16 protein-coding genes and 1 pseudogene are annotated in these 16694 nt (G+C 47.1%); 11 read left to right on the top strand and 6 right to left on the bottom strand.

Going from position 1 to position 16694, the window contains the following annotated elements; all coding sequences use genetic code 11:
• Nucleotides 1-76 precede the first annotated feature (76 nt).
• Nucleotides 77-1342: an NAD(P)/FAD-dependent oxidoreductase gene (locus tag WA407_RS24825; RefSeq protein WP_322162812.1), complete on the bottom strand. Its 1266-nt coding sequence runs from the start codon at nucleotides 1340-1342 to the stop codon at nucleotides 77-79.
• Between the two features lie 291 nt (nucleotides 1343-1633).
• Here WA407_RS24825 and WA407_RS24820 point away from each other — a divergent pair, with 291 nt between their 5' ends.
• From WA407_RS24820 to nadE, 3 genes are all read left to right on the top strand, one after another.
• Nucleotides 1634-3373 (top strand): two-component system sensor histidine kinase NtrB, encoded by a 1740-nt coding sequence (locus WA407_RS24820; protein ID WP_322162814.1) that lies wholly within the window; start codon nucleotides 1634-1636, stop codon nucleotides 3371-3373.
• Nucleotides 3374-3514: 141 nt separating this feature from the next.
• Entirely contained in the window at nucleotides 3515-3949 is a 435-nt protein-coding gene (locus WA407_RS24815; RefSeq protein WP_023986978.1) for a BrxA/BrxB family bacilliredoxin, read from the top strand.
• Nucleotides 3950-4050: 101 nt separating this feature from the next.
• Entirely contained in the window at nucleotides 4051-4860 is an 810-nt protein-coding gene (gene nadE / locus WA407_RS24810) for an ammonia-dependent NAD(+) synthetase (protein ID WP_025722646.1), read from the top strand.
• 91 nt (nucleotides 4861-4951) lie between these two features.
• Here the strand turns inward: nadE and WA407_RS24805 are convergent, their stop codons facing one another.
• A complete protein-coding gene (locus WA407_RS24805; RefSeq protein WP_254329081.1) occupies nucleotides 4952-5779 on the bottom strand; it encodes an alpha/beta hydrolase family protein in 828 nt (275 codons plus the stop codon).
• Between the two features lie 184 nt (nucleotides 5780-5963).
• On the opposite strand from WA407_RS24805, the gene acpS reads away from it, so the two are divergent.
• On the top strand, nucleotides 5964-6368 hold the full coding sequence (gene acpS, locus WA407_RS24800) for a holo-ACP synthase (RefSeq protein ID WP_069291092.1): 405 nt from the start codon (nucleotides 5964-5966) through the stop codon (nucleotides 6366-6368).
• Between the two features lie 4 nt (nucleotides 6369-6372).
• The gene (gene mutY / locus WA407_RS24795; protein ID WP_254329082.1) at nucleotides 6373-7605 is read left to right on the top strand and encodes an A/G-specific adenine glycosylase; all 1233 of its coding nucleotides are present in this window, start codon (nucleotides 6373-6375) and stop codon (nucleotides 7603-7605) included.
• Between the two features lie 243 nt (nucleotides 7606-7848).
• On the opposite strand, the gene WA407_RS24790 is transcribed toward mutY, so the two are convergent.
• Nucleotides 7849-8742: a TetR/AcrR family transcriptional regulator gene (locus tag WA407_RS24790; protein WP_235307222.1), complete on the bottom strand. Its 894-nt coding sequence runs from the start codon at nucleotides 8740-8742 to the stop codon at nucleotides 7849-7851.
• 125 nt (nucleotides 8743-8867) lie between these two features.
• Here WA407_RS24790 and WA407_RS24785 point away from each other — a divergent pair, with 125 nt between their 5' ends.
• Entirely contained in the window at nucleotides 8868-9446 is a 579-nt protein-coding gene (locus WA407_RS24785) for a hydrolase (RefSeq protein ID WP_235307223.1), read from the top strand.
• Nucleotides 9447-9477: 31 nt separating this feature from the next.
• On the opposite strand, the gene WA407_RS24780 is transcribed toward WA407_RS24785, so the two are convergent.
• A complete protein-coding gene (locus tag WA407_RS24780; protein WP_336078623.1) occupies nucleotides 9478-9855 on the bottom strand; it encodes a hypothetical protein in 378 nt (125 codons plus the stop codon).
• A 243-nt stretch (nucleotides 9856-10098) separates the two neighbouring features.
• A complete protein-coding gene (locus tag WA407_RS24775; protein ID WP_336078622.1) occupies nucleotides 10099-10767 on the bottom strand; it encodes a TetR/AcrR family transcriptional regulator in 669 nt (222 codons plus the stop codon).
• A 116-nt stretch (nucleotides 10768-10883) separates the two neighbouring features.
• Here WA407_RS24775 and WA407_RS24770 point away from each other — a divergent pair, with 116 nt between their 5' ends.
• Nucleotides 10884-11711: an SDR family NAD(P)-dependent oxidoreductase gene (locus WA407_RS24770; protein ID WP_336078621.1), complete on the top strand. Its 828-nt coding sequence runs from the start codon at nucleotides 10884-10886 to the stop codon at nucleotides 11709-11711.
• Nucleotides 11712-12008: 297 nt separating this feature from the next.
• Here WA407_RS24770 and WA407_RS24765 read toward each other — a convergent pair whose 3' ends face one another.
• Nucleotides 12009-12650 carry a TetR/AcrR family transcriptional regulator gene (locus WA407_RS24765; RefSeq protein ID WP_336078620.1) on the bottom strand — a complete coding sequence of 214 codons (642 nt, stop codon included), beginning with the start codon at nucleotides 12648-12650 and terminating at the stop codon, nucleotides 12009-12011.
• A 229-nt stretch (nucleotides 12651-12879) separates the two neighbouring features.
• On the opposite strand from WA407_RS24765, the gene WA407_RS24760 reads away from it, so the two are divergent.
• The 4 genes and pseudogenes from WA407_RS24760 to WA407_RS24745 all read left to right on the top strand — a co-directional run.
• Nucleotides 12880-13767 (top strand): NmrA family NAD(P)-binding protein, encoded by an 888-nt coding sequence (locus tag WA407_RS24760; RefSeq protein WP_250267436.1) that lies wholly within the window; start codon nucleotides 12880-12882, stop codon nucleotides 13765-13767.
• 1064 nt (nucleotides 13768-14831) lie between these two features.
• Complete coding sequence (locus WA407_RS24755; protein ID WP_336078619.1) at nucleotides 14832-15719, top strand: NAD-dependent epimerase/dehydratase family protein; 888 nt, start codon at nucleotides 14832-14834, stop codon at nucleotides 15717-15719.
• A 169-nt stretch (nucleotides 15720-15888) separates the two neighbouring features.
• Nucleotides 15889-16302: a hypothetical protein gene (locus tag WA407_RS24750; protein WP_336078618.1), complete on the top strand. Its 414-nt coding sequence runs from the start codon at nucleotides 15889-15891 to the stop codon at nucleotides 16300-16302.
• Between the two features lie 188 nt (nucleotides 16303-16490).
• Nucleotides 16491-16678 (top strand): annotated as a pseudogene (locus WA407_RS24745) (adenosylhomocysteinase); the annotation flags it as partial.
• Nucleotides 16679-16694: the final 16 nt, after the last annotated feature.

The raw sequence follows: 16694 nt of genomic DNA, 5'->3' as shown, positions 1-16694 counted from the left end.
AGCGAAGCGGAGGATTTGAATCTGGAGAAGCGACAGCGATCGTAAGATCAAAGCCTACGCGTAGTGCCTCCCACTCCTACAGCATCACGTTTAAAGCCGCTTGGGTTCCTGCTGTATGCCCTGTCGTAAACGCCGCTGTAATATTATAACCACCTGTGTAACCGTGAATATCGAGAATCTCACCGCAGAAGAACAGTCCAGGCATCAGCTTGGACTCCATCGTTTTCGGATTAATTTCCTTCAAATTCACACCGCCCCCGGTAACAAATGCTTCCTTCAGAGAGAGCGTACCGTTCACACGGATTGGAAACGCCTTAATGCGATGAGCAAGTTCTTGCCATTGCTGCTTGGGAATATGATCATAGGTCAAGTCCTCACGCAGTTCGGCTTGCTGGAGCAACAATGGAATCAAGCGTTCCGGTAAATAAGGCTTAAGCACATTTTTGATCGCTTTTTTAGCATCGACCGATGCCAATTCCAGCGTCTCACGGTAGACTTCATCGGCATGTTTGTGAGGCTGTAAATCCAGAGTCAACAACACCGTGTTTACCTTATCCTTTTTCATTCCCTTGACGACAAACTGACTGCACCGCAAAGCAGTTGGGCCAGATAGACCGAAATGTGTAAAAATCATATCTCCTTCATGGACGACAACTTTTTTTTGCTTCGTATTCCATACGGTCAGACTGATATCGCGTAAGGATAGTCCCTGAAGCTCTTTCGTCTGGATGAACGTCTCGCCTGAGGTCAACGGCACCTCTGTTGGGTACAGTTCCGTAATCGTATGCCCTGCTTGTTCTGCCCATGCATAGCCGTCACCTTCCGAGCCTGTATGCGGGACGGATTTGCCGCCAACGGCTACAATGACATTACGGCTATGTAGGATTTCACCGGAACGTAGCCGCACCCCAGCCGTATGACCTTCATTGTAAATAACCTCTTGAACAGGACAGCTTGTCCGAATCTCGACTCCTTGAGAGCGTACCTTGTTGATCAAAGCATCGACAACTGTTTTGGCTTTGTCCGTCACTGGAAACATACGCCCGTTGTCTTCTTCCTTTAAGGCTATACCCAGCTGTTCAAAAAAGGCGATGATATCCCGATTGCCGAAAGCCGCCAGTGCACTGTGCAGAAAACGGCCATTGCCGGGAATGTGCCGAATGAGTTCGTCCAGCTCTTTGGCATTCGTGACATTGCAACGGCCTCCACCAGAGATCCCCAGCTTTCGCCCGAGCTTATTTCCTTTTTCAAGCAAAAGCACCTTGGCGCCCTCACCGCTGGCAGCGGCAGCAGCCATTAATCCGGCTGAGCCGCCTCCGATCACAATAACGTCGTAAGTCATAAACCTCTTCCTTTTCGTCGACAAATTTTCAAAAAATTCAGAATGGTGTAACCGATTTTTCATCATATCGTAATACCGTCGCTACAGATAGCCTTAGAGCACAGTAAACACGTATATATTTCAATTTGCAGGAATTTAAAACGCGTAAAAACGTTCCTGTTATATACATCTAGTATTTAGCAGATTTTGTCGTTCTACACCGGGATTTTAACACATATATTGTAATATATTGTAGCCTGTGCTTTAATTCAACTAACGGCGTCAAGGAAAGATGATGAGGGGGAGAAGTCCTTGTTAATTGCGTTGAAGGAAAGTGTGCTCCAAGTTCTCCTTGCCGTTATATCGGCGGGTTTTTTCTCTATATTAACGGATTATGGGGATAAGAAAAAGGTTTGGGGCGGCAATCTGCTTCCTGGACCCAATCAAGGAATACTGTATCTGTGTTGCTTGCCAGCCATATTGCTATGTACACTCTTTCAATATCAGTCTCCGTATGGTCTACCTTCCAATCTCGGTATTATTCCCCTTGCTGTTGGCATCATGTACGGTAGACGTCGCACTGCCTTCGTGCTCGCCGCTTCCGCACTGATGGGTGTCCTGATTATAGCCCAGTCGACAGAAATGTCCCCGATGTATGTGGGCACGGGTTTTATCCTTTTTCCTTTTATGCTGCTGCATGTCAAGTTTTTTCAAAGAGGAACCTTGTTGGACAAAAAACTCCTAATCTCCGCATATGTTGTGGCTGATATGCTGTTTAAGGCGATATTTCCGCTACTGTGGGGCAAACAGGATATTGCGGTATACGTTCCTGACTTACTTACAACGTTCTGGAATATTGGTGCAGGGGTGCTGGCAAGTTTTACGGTCGTGAGTCTGATGCATAATGCCTTTGAGAAGCTGGCGCTGCGGCGTGATGTGACTGAATTTACGAGCAAATACTTAATTGAAGTGGATAAGCTGCGTCAAGTTATGGATTTGATGCCGTTATCTCTTGTTACTCTGGACAGCGAAGAACGAGTTATACATATGAACAAAACGATGCTGGAACTCTACCAGGACTTCGATCCCTACATTACACTGCCTGAGGTAGTAGGCCGTCCATTGACCTCGTTATATGGTTTTAGCGCTTTGCCTGTGGTTAACGAACGAGTTGCAAAAGCGTTGCAAGGAGAGGCGGGTGCTGATTTTATAAATGTTACTCCCAAAGTATTCTTCTCAAGTTTCCTTCCTATTCGGGATAAACACGTAAACCAAACGACAGGCGTCATTATCGCCTTGCAAGATATTACAGAGCTGGAGACGCTGCGCAGTGAGCTAGGCAATTTCGAGAGGCTCAGTCTGGTCGGACAGATGGCAGCGGGCATTACTCATGAAATACGTAATCCGATGGCGGTTGTGCGTGGTTTTTTACAGCTTATGCGTGAGAAAAGTCCAGAATCTCTCAACCATTACTACCGTATTGTGATGGAGGAACTTGACCGGGCGAACGGAATTATTAACGATTTCCTTTCACTGGCCCAGAATCGGATTGTCGAGAAGGAGCAATGTCATCTGCATGATATTATTCGCGAACTGACGCCTTTATTGTGGGCAGATGCGAATCTGAGGGGGCAGACGATTGAGCTAAAGCTGGAGGAGCATGTGACGATGCTGCATTTGAACCCTAAGGAAATGAAGCAGTTGCTGCTTAATTTATCACGTAATGCGATGGAAGCTATGGGAGAAAAGGGGGTGTTGACCATTTCGACTCATGAGGAAGGGGATTTCGTGGAACTCGAAGTAAAGGACACAGGTCCGGGAATTCCGCAAAAACAGCTTGAAAAGCTGTTCCAACCTTTTTACACCACCAAAACGAAAGGTACAGGTTTGGGGCTGGCCTTATGTCAAAGTATAGTGGAGCGTCATCACGGTACGATTGCCGTAGACTCGGTGGAGGGAATGGGCACGCAGTTTAAAGTCCGATTGCGCAGAACCGTCCCGACTTACCGGGATCACGCTGAACCTTCTGTCATAAATTCGATACAGAAATAATCGTGCAAATATATAGCCGGATTTTTGCAAATTACGTGAAAAAGATTGTATAATGAAGTTTAGATGTCCATGCCTTTACTACGGCAAAGGATGAAATTAAAAACGTAGTATACATGATTTTTGGAAAAGGAGTGAAAGAATATGTCTATGTCTTTCGATCAATATATGAGAGATTCAGTTCAGCCAATGCGCGATGAACTGACGAATCTTGGGATTCAGGAACTGCGTACTTCTGAAGATGTGGAGGCCAAGCTTCCTAATGCTAAAGGGACAGTGTTGGTTGTTGTGAACTCGGTATGTGGTTGTGCCGCAGGCCAATGCCGCCCGGGTGTGGCTGAAGCGTTGAAGCATGATCTTACGCCAGATCATCTGTATTCGGTTTTTGCCGGACAGGACAAGGAAGCAACGGCAAAGGCTCGCGAATTTTTCGCACCTTACCCACCGTCATCCCCTTCTATCGCGCTGTTGAAAGACGGCGAGCTGGTTCACTTCATCGAGCGTCATCAGGTGGAGGATCGTTCGGCAGATCAGATCGCTGCTGATTTGACCAGTGCATTTGATCGTTTTTGCCGGTAAGACTGCTCAAGCTATGCCCCGCATTTTTCGCCTGCGAAACTTGCCGGGGCTTTTGCATGTTGGCTTGTGAAGGAAATTCCTAAAAAAGAGGTGCTTATCTGATGAGTTTGCAGGAACAGATTATTGCTGAATTGGGAGTACAGCCTACGATTAATGTAGAGGCGGAGGTCCGTAAGCGTGTGGATTTCCTCAAGTCGTATGTAACGAAAACGGGAAGCAAAGGGCTGTTAATCGCCATCAGTGGCGGGATTGATAGTGCCGTAGCAGCCGCTTTGTGCAAGCGGGCTACAGATGAATTGACGCAGGAACAAGGGGACGAATACAAAACACTGGGTGTATTCCAGCCATACGGCCAACAGGAAGATATCGAGCATAGCTACGCGGTAGCCAAAGCGTTCGACCTGAAATATGCTGGGGAAACGAACATTAAGGAAGCCGTGGACAAGGTTGCCGTGGAAGTGGAGCATACGTTAAAGGATATCGGTCTGGAGCGTTCCATTACTCCGCAAGTGAGAGGGAATGTAAAGGCAAGAACACGTATGGTGGTTCAGTACGCACTCGCGAATGAGCTGAATCTGCTCGTCGTTGGCACAGATCACGCTTCAGAAGCCATCACAGGCTTTTATACCAAATGGGGCGATGGTGCGGTTGATATTACGCCACTTAGCACGCTTAACAAACGTCAGGTGCGCTTGCTGGCCAGCTATCTTGGAGTTCCGCAGGCCATTTTGGACAAAGCGCCTACAGCAGGATTGTGGGAAGGCCAGACGGATGAAAAAGAACTGGGGATCTCCTACGAAGCAAACAGCGACTACCTGGAAGGCAAGGAAATTGACCCGGCGGCACGCGAAAAGCTGGAAAGCTTCTTTACACGTACAGCGCATAAGCGGACAAGCATCCCAGGAGTGTAAGCATTAATTATTATGGAATTGTAAAATCCTGAAGTAAATAAATGCGGCGATCCGCCCGGCGGATCGCCGTTTGTATTGAAGGGGCAATAATTTAATTGGTGATCCACTCAATGAAACGGCGGGTTTCAGTAATCGCTTGATCCAGTGGAAGGCTACCTCCCCGGAATGGATGAACGGTATTAAAGGTATGATTGCCGCCTTGAATTTGTACCCATTCGATGTCGGGACGAACGGATGTGAGCAGGGCAGAGCCCTCCCGTAGACGTTTGGAATCTTCGGTTCCCTGGATCAGTACAGCTGGGAGCTGGCTGTTGGCAAGTCTGTCTACAATGGCAAAACGCTGGTGATTTTGTTCCAGGTCTTCCAGAATGACAGCATCCAGCGGAAGCTGTTGTCCGGTTCTAGCGTTCTCCACATAGCTGCGCCCCTTGGCGCGCATTTCTTCTTTTTGCGGTAAAGTAAACAAATCAAGATCTGTCACGCCATTCCATGAAATGACGCCAGCAATCTCGCCGGGATGATCTAGAGCATATACAAAGCAGCTTCCCGCGCCTCGGCTATGTCCTAACAGAAACAACGGCAATTCTCTGAACTCATGACGTGCTCTCAGATTGGACAGCAATAGTTCCAAATCCTCTTGTTCGCGGCTATAGGTGTTGCGTGCGAACTTTTCCAGCTCGGTAAAATTCTCTAAATCCTCACCTATGCCATTATGTGAAAAGTTGAAGGTCACAACATGGTTATCCTTACTCAATGCTTCTGCTATATAGGGGAACATGCCCCAATCCTTAAATCCTTTGTAGCCGTGAGCGATGATGAGCAGGCTTTTGGCTGTATTTTTAGCGGGAAACCAGGAAGCCCGGATCACCGCATCTGTTCCTGCTTCGGTACCTGCTTCAACAATAATGGTTTCTGACATCCTATCCTTCCTTTCTACGGGATTTTTTTTAAATGGGCATATGAGCTGAATTTCAAAACATTCACCTATAGCCTTTCTTATTTTAACATATTTTGGTGCCGCTTTTACGCCTTTGTGACTCGCCAGGGTGTGTACGCACTGTTACAATAGATCCAGTAAAGTAAAAAGGACGGGGAATACCCAAATGATCTACGGAATTGGACATGATGTGCTGGAAATAAGCCGTATGGCTCATATTTTAGCAGGTAAATATGCAGATGCGTTTTTGAATCGGGTGCTGACCCCGGCAGAACGTGAGCTTGCTGTGGAACGCAAGGGTAGACTAACGGAGTTCGTAGCTGGGCGCTTTGCCGCCAAGGAAGCGATAACGAAAGCCTTCGGTTGCGGAATTGGGCAAATCATCGGGTTCGGCGATATGGATATTTTACCGGAACCTGGGGGGAAGCCAGCCGTTTATTTGTCTTCATCCGCATGGGATAGACTGAGATTGCCGTCTACAGGTGACTCGAATTACAGCATTCACTTGAGTATTACACATCAGCCTAACATTGCCTCTGCTTTTGTGATTGTCGAATATAAGGAGATGTGATGTGATGACTACAAATACATTGGAACAAAAGCGTTATTTCAGCTTTGAACTGTTGAATTGGTATACACGTAACAAACGTGATTTGCCGTGGCGCCGCCATCGGAATCCTTTTTATATCTGGATCTCGGAAATTATGCTTCAGCAGACGCGTGTCGATACGGTCATTCCGTATTTTAATCGCTTTATTGCACGTTTTCCTACAATTGAAGCGTTGGCGGAAGCACCCGAGGAGGATGTGCTTAAGCTGTGGGAAGGGCTGGGTTATTATTCGCGGGCCCGGAATTTGCAAACTGCGGCAAAACAAGTAGTTGAGCTTCACGGCGGGCAGGTGCCGGATGATACACAGGCTGTCGCTGCACTGAAAGGAGTAGGCCCGTATACGACGGGGGCGATTATGAGTATCGCCTTCAATCGACCAGAGCCTGCTGTGGACGGAAATGTAATGCGTGTGCTGTCGCGTTATTTTCTTATTGAAGAGGATATTATGAAGGGCAGCACGCGGGCGCATATGGAAAGTCTGGTACGGGAGCTGATTCCCGAAGGAAGGGCCTCTGATTTTAATCAGGCTCTGATGGAGCTGGGGGCGCTGGTCTGCACGCCGAAGTCGCCTCATTGTCTGACCTGCCCGGTCATGGAGCATTGCTCGGGCAGGTTGGCAGGTCGCGAGGAGACGCTGCCAGTCAAGACCAAGGCGAAGCCGCCGCGGCTGGAGCCGCGTTCCGTAGCCCTCATCGAGGGCAGCGGAGCGAACGCAGGCCGCCTGCTCGTACGGCAGCGCCCGGCCAAGGGCCTGTTGGCCCGCATGTGGGAGCTGCCGCATGAGCTTGCCGGGCCGGAGGGCTACAACGGCCCGGTGCCGGATGAGCCCGCCATGGACCATTTGGCGGCTCATTTGCTGGCTGAGGGCGTGCTTGCGCGCCCGATGCGGTTTGTACGTGAGGCGGAGCACACGTTCAGCCACATTCACTGGAACCTGCGTGTGTTCCAGTGTGAAGAGGTCGCCGTCCCTGCCGGGGAGGCGGGAGGACATCCGCTGGCTGCCGAACAGCGGGCCAGCTACAGCACCGAAGCGAAGCCAGGTGCATTGATTGCGCTGGCTGAGCAGGCGGGGCACGCGCATAATGCGCTGCCAGCGGGGTACCGCTGGATCAGCGAAGCGGATATGGCCACCTTGGCGTTTCCCAAGGTGTTCCTCGATCTGATCACCGAGTATTATGCGAAGCAAAAACAGAACTGATGTTAGTTGAATAGCTGTCAGCAAAAAATTAGACTGAGCCTAGAAAATGGAAACAGCGACAACCAAGGACGAGAAAATAAAGTCCAAGACTGTCGCTGTTTCCTTTGAACTAACGTTTCCCGTTAGCGGAATGCTCGCTAACCGTAACAACGTTAGACGTACCTTTTTCGCGTATTGTTCTCTCCACCCCTAGAGTCTTCACTCTTGTCCCCGATGGGGTTAGATTTGATTTCACATAACAAGCTACCTACCCCTACCTGAATAAATAATATTCCTTAACTGGATGACCTGACTTTTAAGCTCTTTCTCTCTCTCCAAAAAGTAGAGCGAAGCTTGCAGCAACGGGAAGTTCGGTTCCGCTTTACGAGTTTCGTTCTGGATAAAATGGTAAACCTCTTTCAACTCCGAACGATGTTTTGCGCCGGATGGAAGAACATTAAGGGCCGAATCCATCTCCCGGAACAGCTCGGTAAGGAACTGCTCTCTCTCCCCTTGGCGGTCCTCGAGCCCCCAGCTTAAATACCTCTCGAACGAAGCCTGTTTCAGCAGAGGCTTCAGGTTAGAGGCTATCATATGCTTAACGAGCACATTGAGTTTATCCAAAATGAACCTTGCCGTTTCCTCAAGCGATAGAGACTTTTCTTCATAAACGATCCAAAATAAGTACTCCTTCAGAATCGCACGATAGATGGAAACCAAATCCCACAGGAACGGATAAATTTCTTCGCCATAAACCTGTATCAAGCACTCTTTATGCCATCGGATGAGCCGCCCTCTAACCTTGTGTCTAAGCGGCTGGAACTTGGGATCCTGTTGGATGGGGAGCTCCGTGAATTCGACCAGAATATGCTTGTATTCCATAAAATAACGGAATCGCAGAATGATCTGCTGCAGAAACTGCTCTTCTGGCGAGAGTTCGGGAAAGCGTTTCAGTTCATCGACTTGATCAAAATAGGCGTTATGGCATTGATCAAACACCTCGCTGAAGAGGTCTTCCTTGGAAGGGAAATATTTATAGACTGATCCTTTGGCAATACCGCAATCCTCGGCAATATCCTGTATCGTCGTCGAAAGAAACCCATGTTCCTTAAAAAGCTTCATCGCCGATTTTAAAACCTCTTCCCTTGTCACACTCATAAGAAAAATCTCCCCCTTGACTATTCATGAATGATAGTACAAAATATGAAACATGAAGTCAAGTGACTATATGTTCACATAACTAAACATACGGTCAAATCGAAGAGATGAGGAGAACATACAGAATGGAACGATTATGGGATCCACAAAAAACAGCGTTGGTTGTTATTGACTTGCAAAAGTGGATAGGAAATCAATACGCCCCTTATTCTGCTGAGCAGGTAGTGTCTAACGCCGCAGCCTTGGCAGATACTTTCCGTGAGCAAGGCTCAATGGTTGCACTGGTCCGGGTATCTAGTAAAGATTTGAAGGATATCCCGCGTCCTAAGTTGGATTCGCCTGCACCACCCCTGAATCTGCCTGAAGGATGGGATCAAATCGTCCCGGAAATGCGGGTCACCGAGACAGACCATATCATCACGAAGAAGCAATGGGGGGCTTTTTACGGAACGGAGCTCGACCTTCAGTTGCGCCGCCGGGGAATTGATACCATCGTCTTATGCGGCATCGCTACTGAGTTGGGCGTTGATACGACTGCGCGGGAAGCGTTTATGCATGGGTATCAGCTGATTTTGGCGATTGACGCGATGACTGGATTTTCCGAAACCGGGCATGATTACGTAAAAAATTTCATTTTTCCACGCATCGGGCGTACCCGGACAACACAGGAAATCCTCTCTGCCCTTTCAGGCAACTGTTTATAGTTGAAAAAATGACTTTCCCATTCCCCGTGTATTATTTGACCGAATACACGAAGAACGCCACAGCTTGAAACTCGCTTTGCGTTTGCTGGGAATCTCGTCTGGCCATACTTAAAGGACGATTATGTGTTCTCAGGGTGCACATATGGGCTGACGGCATGGGATACGACCTGCTGCACCCAATATACAAAGTAACCGCTGAATGATATAGAGCGAACGGCTCGTCGCAATTGGCACGCGCTTCTTGTATAGCAACCAGCATGAGTTCCGCAGTGCCCAATGGGACGAGTACGCCTAGTGGCGCAGCGCTAATGCTAATAAATTTGCATAATTGCCAGTGGAATTGGTGGTGCTCTTTTAAACGGTCTTTTCCAATCATGAGCTGCGCTTTTATTGTCTTTCGTAAGGCCATACGATTTATCGAAAGCTTTAAACTATCCTGCCCGTTAGTTAAACAAAGGCAGCCGATCACTATGATCGGCTGCCTTCTTGTCTTTTATGAGCTATCGTTTTCCGTTAGCATAATGACTTACTGTGATACGGTTCACCGTGCTGTCTGTAACGGCAAGTTTTAAGGCCATCCTTTTGGGATGACCCTTCCATCATGACCAATTCGTGGTAGGATTTTCTTTCCACAAGCAAAAGGTCGCCTTCCTTATTCCATTTCATTTGGAGACGTTAACGGATTTTTGAGGGCAGGGAGTAGGATAACGTCGATTAGCGAAGTGTAGAAATGCTTGTCGAATGTTTTGCGCTGTACGAGTCCGCGATAAGAAGCCATTGAAGTAATAACCTGGCAAGCCATCTCAATGTCCGCGTGGGTGGAGATTTCACCGCGGCCGACGGCCCGGTGCATGAGCTCACGATTCACTACAGCCCACGGTTCGAAAATCCCTCCGTTAACCGATTCCGGATTCTGCGAAAAAAAGGAGCCCAGGCCTGCGAGTACTCGAAGTTTGCGTTCACCTTCTTCGATCGTTTGCGGCTTCAATAGCGCGAGCAGATCATTGCGCAAGGTTCCCGTATCGGGCAAGAGGTCAAGCTCAAGATGATTTCGATTCATCCAGGTCAAGGCATCTCGGACTAACTCTGCCTTGGAGGACCAGCGGCGATACATTGTCGCCTTCCCGGCCTTCGCTCTAGCTGCGACCATGTCCATTGTCATTCCATCAAAACCGGCTTCGGCGAGGATGTCGATTGTCGCTTCCAGGATTTTAGCATCCCGCGTGTGATCTCGTTTACGGCCTAATGTTTTCGCTGGTTTTTCCGCTACTTTGTCAGCTAATTTGGATCCGACTGACTCTTCATTTTTAATCTTATTCATAAAATTTAACTCCCTTTTTTCGATACTTTACAGTTCCGGAACTTTACAGTTCCGTATTTAGGTGCTTTAATTTAAGTATCCCACACAGAACAGGGAATTTAAAGGAGGAGTATACCATGGACAAAAAAGTCTGGTTCATCACGGGAGCCTCTCGCGGTTTAGGACGCATATGGGCAGAGGCCGCGCTCGCGCGTGGAGATGAGGTTGCGGCTACCGCCCGCAAATTGGAAGACGTTTCCGATTTGAAGGAACGTTTCGGAGATCTCGTTCTTCCCATGCAGCTCGACGTAACGGATGCTGAGCAGGTTCGCCAGGTCGTTCAGCAGGCTCATTCCCATTTCGGCAAGCTGGACGTTGTCCTCAATAATGCCGGTTACACCTTGGTCGGAATGGTCGAGGAGGCAAGCGAAGCCGATGTTCGCGCTCTGTTTGACGCGAACTACTTTGGTTATCTTCGAGTCATCCAAGCCGCCTTGCCATTGCTGAGGAAGCAGGGCAGCGGGCATTTGCTCAGCGTTTCAAGCTCCCTTGGGATCGAGGCAAGGCCGCTCATCGGCTTCTATTGCTCCTCCAAATGGGCGGTCGAAGGACTCCACGAAAGCCTGGTGCAAGAGGTCAAGGGCTTTGGGATTAAGGTGACGCTGCTCGAACCCGCTGCCTATGCGACCGAGTTTGGCGCTTCAGGTAAGCGAGTACCGGAAATGGACGTCTATGCCGATGTACGGAAGCAGGTGTTCACGCGTCTATCAAACGAAAAACGCGGCAACCCTCAAGCGACTGCAGAAGCCGTTCTCAAGATCGTGGACGCAGCGGAACCCCCCCTACGATTTGCGCTCGGCTCGGAAGTCTTGCCTATGGCACGCGGTATCTATGCTGACCGTCTAGCTACCTGGGAAGCCTGGGAGACTGTCTCGAATGCAGCACAAGGCAACCCTATGCAATAATCCGTTGCAATTGGACTGGAGCGGACGTCAACATCACTTAGCAGAATATATATCAGATAACCAACCGACTTTCTATTTTAGCAAGGAACCTCTCCGACTTTTTCGAAGAGGTTCCTTGTTATAACCATAAATTTTGCCCTACTTGTGATACGGTTCACTGCGCTGTCTCTAACCGGCAAGTTTAATGGTCATCTACAAGGATGGCCTTCTTAGCGTAATAAGCTACAAACTTTACAACGATTACTCAGATAACGGACGACAGCATCACTAAGAGCAAGTCGGGAGAAACGAACGCGTTCACGAAATGGTTTGTAAAATACGAATGATTTCTTTTTCGATAACGAAATCGTCAACAGTATCCAGATACTCAGGACTAATCACTTGATACTGTTTCATCTTATAAAATTCCATAACGGCTTGTTTCAAGGTGAGATCATACCATTGAATACTAAAGGTCGGTTCCATAATGCGCCGAAGCGTAGCATCGTCTTGAACTAAGGACAGCGCAACGTGCATTCTGTTAAAAATCTTCTTATCCATACCGGATTGAAAAAAAGATTGTAAATTTTTAATTCTATTTTGTTGAGCAACGGAAATATTTTCAAAAAGTCGTGGATAAAACTCCTTGAGGTCTTGCAGGAACAAATCGGATAAATAAATAACACCTATTAACGATTCTAGAAACGTTTTTTGAAATCGATCAATATATGAAACGGAATCATCATATACAACGGTGTCAGCCTGCTGCAAATACTGAATTCCATACTCTACAACCTGTTCGATGATTTCATCTTTGGATGAAAAGTGCTTGTAAAGCGTCACTTTACTAATATCCATATGTTTTGCGATATCGTCAATTTTCAGTTGGCTGAATCTGGTTCTTCTAATTACAGGTTTGATTTTATTGAGATATTGATCTGCGCTCACGGGTTTTCTCACGATTAAAGCCTCCTCTAATGCTCATCAAATCATATTATATCAAAATAGAGGTATCGATAAACAATATTTAATAAATATATTAAATTAACTAATTTCGTTAATTTAGTTTACTTAGTTTATTTATCCGATGTATAATCTCTCTTGTAATGAATAGCCAATCGAGGAAGGGATAACGGTCTCAAAAGCGATATACATTTCTCGAAATCACATTAAAAAAGGAGATTACACAATGAAAATCACAGTTCTCGGCTCACTCGGCAATATCAACCGCAACTACCTGCCATCCCTAATCGCAGACGGCCACGATGTTACCGTCATCACAAGCTCCAAAGATCGTATCGCCGACATCAAAGCGCTCGGTGCCAAACCAGCGGTCGGCTCAAACCTCGACGTCGAATTCCTCGCGCAGGCTTTTGCAGGTAGCGACGTCGTCTACCTCATGATTTCAGGTATCAATTATGCCTCTGGCACCGACATGTGGCAGACCGCCATTGATCTTTCTGAAAATTATAAGGCCTCTGTGCTAAAATCAGGCGTAAAAAACGTCGTCAACCTCAGCTCAGTCGGCGCCGACAACCCAAACGCCGGCATTCTCTACAGCTATCATTTTGCAGAAGAAGCGCTAAACTCGCTTGAAGACGTGAACGTTGTCCACATCCGCCCTGTCGGCTTTTACAGCAATCTTTTTGCCGACATGCAAAGCCTAAAAACCCAGCAGACCATCTTCAGCCCAATTTCAGTTGACATCCCACAAGGCTGGGTCAGCCCCGTTGATATCGCGGATGTCGCTTACGCCCTGATTTCTCACACCCCATCGGGTAAAAGTGCGAAGTTCATTGTTAGTGACTGGGCCACAGGTAACGACTGGCTCAATGCCCTTGCTGAGAATGGTATCGAGGCCAAATACCAACAAATCCCCGTTGAAGCTCTTGCTGAGAATATGAAAAAAATCGGCTTCCACGAAAACACTGCCAACGCCTTTGCCCAAATGAACCGCGCCTGCGAGAACGCCGACGAGTTCTACGCCAGCCTCCGTGCCACCGACTACCACCTCGGTAAAGTCAAGGTCGGAGACTTTGCGAAAGTTTTTGCAGACGTGTATAATAAATCTGTTTAAACAGTCCAGAATACTGTTTAACCTGCGGATGAGAACGCGCCTAAGTGTGCTATTTCTTTCGATAACTTGACCCGGAGAATCTTGAGATGGCAGCCTGTTCATCCTGCTCTAATCTCAGACCTCGAACAGGGTTTTACTCTGACTGGGTTTTGACTATAAAGAACAGAGCTCGCTGAAGTGATAGCGAGCTTTGTTCTTTATTGATGAATGCGCACAAAAAAATAACCTTACCTGTGATAAGGTTCATATCGATTGACTTTAAACTAATCTGCTCGTTAGCTTAATGAAATAGCGTCAGTCTAATGTAGTGTAGTGCTTAGGAGAAAGAAAATAAGCCCATCACTTTGATTTGGAGTTAAATCATTTCCAATTAATAAAGGGATAGTCTCTCTTTGGCATTAAATATGGCGTAATAAAAGCCAATTTATTGAAATAATATGCAGAAGATATCCTAATGTTGATAGCTTCATCGGCCGAGCTGAGATAATTGCGGAACGAAAAACCGGATGCTCGTTGTTAAAAACATTTGGCACGAGAACGACATAAAGCTAACAAAGAAATTGCGAACAGCTTTGAATAATTGTTTTTAAAATTTTGAATTATTTAACCACTGCCAGTTGATTTCGACAGAGTCTATGACCAGATATTTTCAGTCTTCTGGTACGCTTGATAGCATGTGGAATACGTTGCTATGCAACCCGTCTCATACGGGATGCTAAGAGCAACAAGTTTAAGATTACAATGGTTTATGTCGGTTTAGGCGAGCCAGGTACTTGACATATGTAATCCGTAGCCCTAAAATGAGCTAAGTCAGTCGATTATGGACTCGATGAGTCGATAATTGGAGCGCAAATGAATTATTCTTAACTCGACTATGCACTTCGTGTCCATGCGATCAAAGGAGCTGGTTCTTTGTATGAATGCAAGCTGAATCGCGCACCTTTTTTTTGCTACATTATAGACATAGTGGGTCTATAATATCTTATTATTAATTTAAGTATAGGAGGCAATGACAGATCGTATCACTTTACTTTTAAGAACTTAGATTAGGGAGATGACGAACGATGAAAATATTTATGACAGGCGTTACCGGATATATTGGAAGTTCTGTGGCTAAAGTATTGCTCGATGCAGGACATTCTATCTATGGTCTGACCCGGAGCACCAGCCAAATAAACGAGCTGAAAGAGCTTGGAGTGGAGCCTGTCGTGGGCACACTTGGAGATACGGAAATACTGGCTGATTACGCAAAACGGAGCGATGGAGTGATTCATACAGCTGACGTTGCTCACCGCAAGGCTATTGAGACGTTTATTAGCGCTTTGCGCGGTACAGGAAAGCCGTTGATTCACACATCCGGTTCAGGCAACGTTGGGGATGATGCCAAGGGCGAATTCCAGAGCGAGCAAATCTATAACGAAGAAACACCTGTAACAAGGGACTTGGAATCGATTCGAGTCAATGAGCTGGTGCGTAAAGCAGGGGTTGATCAAGGAGTGCGAGGCATTGTCATCGTGCCTTCCATGGTATATGGAACGTCTCTCGGACTTCCAAGAGACAGCATTCAGCTTCCAATGATTGTACAGAAATCGAAAGAAATGAAGGCCGGAGTCTATATTAGCAAAGGTCTGAACAGATGGTCGAACGTCCATATCCGTGACTTGGCCCAATTGTATCTTCTTGCGCTAGACAAAGCGCCATCCTCCTCTTACTTTTTCGCAGAAAATGGCGAGGAATCGTTCCGTGATCTAAGCCGTTACGTGAGTGAGGCGCTTGGATATGAGGGACGCACGATGAGCTGGTCTCTGGAAGAAGCGGTTGCTGAATTTGGCCTTCTTGCTCAATATACACTTGCGACGAATTGCCGAATTCGCTCTCTGCATGCTCGAAACTTGCTTGGATGGAAGCCTGAAGCCGAATCCGTGCAAACTTGGCTTGCCAATAGCTTTTAAAGATTGCGATGTTGATCAGGGAGGTAGAAGGAAGATGACCGGAGACTGAGGCCGAAATATATGATGTTGCGATTGTTGGCGGTGGCCCTGCTGGACTGAACGCGCCTTGGTGCTGGCTCGTTCACGCAGACGGGTACTGGTAATCGATAAGGAGATGCCAAGAAATCATGTGACAAAAGAATCTCATGGCTTCTTGACACGTGCTGGGATTACGCCATCTGAATTCCGGCGGATTGCAAGGGAACAGATATTGAAGTACCCTTCGGTCCTATTCCAATCTGGGGTGGTGTCATCTGTTACTGGAGGTGACGGTGATTTTCGCCTTCAGTTAGAGAGCTCGAAAGCGACGGTTCGCAGTCGCAAGCTCTTGTTTGCCACAGGCATGAAAGATGTATTGCCTGACATTGAGGGGATTCCCGAAGTGTATGGCACCAGCGCTTTTGTCTGTCCGTTCTGTGATGGATGGGAGTTGAGGGACCGGCAGATCAGCGTGATTGCTCCGAATGATTCAAATTTGCATTATATGAAGATGATATCAGGCTGGACAAAGCGCTTGACCGTGTCACCAATGCTTCCTTGCTAACGGACGAGCAACGTGCGGAAATAAACATCACGGTATTGCCTTAGTTGAAGAGAGCATCCAACGAATTGAATCCCATCAATGATATGTGAGTCGAATTACGTTTAACAATGACCGATCTATTGAATGTGAAGGGATATTCTTTGCTCCAACCCTGGTGCAAAGTACAAATATTCCAGAAATAATGGGGAAACAAATTGGAGTTAGAAGCGATATCGGCTTTGAAAAGAACCATGCGCCGCAACATCAAATAGTATAATTGGTGGACGGCCGCAAATTATACATGTTGGCGGAAGGCCGCCTCGTTAGCAGCAGGCGACGACAGCCGACGGAAATTATGGATATGACTTTTGTACTTCAGGCTATGTCGCTGAAATATCATTCTTGTTTATGTG

It is taken from the genome of Paenibacillus sp. 203 (genome assembly GCF_037027525.1).
In the GTDB taxonomy this organism is placed as follows: Bacteria; Bacillota; Bacilli; order Paenibacillales; family Paenibacillaceae; genus Paenibacillus; species Paenibacillus polymyxa_B.
Note: the sequence above shows the minus strand (reverse complement) of the source record. Positions and strands in the feature narration are given on the sequence as shown.

Bases quoted from the DNA above. Each gene is read 5' to 3' on its own strand.
- WA407_RS24755 (WP_336078619.1), top strand. From the start codon at position 14,832: ATGAAAATATTTATGACAGGCGTTACCGGATATATTGGAAGTTCTGTG.
- WA407_RS24790 (WP_235307222.1), bottom strand. From the start codon at position 8,742: ATGAGTGTGACAAGGGAAGAGGTTTTAAAATCGGCGATGAAGCTTTTT.
- WA407_RS24760 (WP_250267436.1), top strand. From the start codon at position 12,880: ATGAAAATCACAGTTCTCGGCTCACTCGGCAATATCAACCGCAACTAC.
- WA407_RS24815 (WP_023986978.1), top strand. From the start codon at position 3,515: ATGTCTATGTCTTTCGATCAATATATGAGAGATTCAGTTCAGCCAATG.
- WA407_RS24775 (WP_336078622.1), bottom strand. From the start codon at position 10,767: ATGAATAAGATTAAAAATGAAGAGTCAGTCGGATCCAAATTAGCTGAC.
- WA407_RS24825 (WP_322162812.1), bottom strand. From the start codon at position 1,342: ATGACTTACGACGTTATTGTGATCGGAGGCGGCTCAGCCGGATTAATG.
- mutY (WP_254329082.1), top strand. From the start codon at position 6,373: ATGACTACAAATACATTGGAACAAAAGCGTTATTTCAGCTTTGAACTG.
- WA407_RS24785 (WP_235307223.1), top strand. From the start codon at position 8,868: ATGGAACGATTATGGGATCCACAAAAAACAGCGTTGGTTGTTATTGAC.
- WA407_RS24805 (WP_254329081.1), bottom strand. From the start codon at position 5,779: ATGTCAGAAACCATTATTGTTGAAGCAGGTACCGAAGCAGGAACAGAT.
- acpS (WP_069291092.1), top strand. From the start codon at position 5,964: ATGATCTACGGAATTGGACATGATGTGCTGGAAATAAGCCGTATGGCT.
- WA407_RS24770 (WP_336078621.1), top strand. From the start codon at position 10,884: ATGGACAAAAAAGTCTGGTTCATCACGGGAGCCTCTCGCGGTTTAGGA.
- nadE (WP_025722646.1), top strand. From the start codon at position 4,051: ATGAGTTTGCAGGAACAGATTATTGCTGAATTGGGAGTACAGCCTACG.
- WA407_RS24780 (WP_336078623.1), bottom strand. From the start codon at position 9,855: ATGGCCTTACGAAAGACAATAAAAGCGCAGCTCATGATTGGAAAAGAC.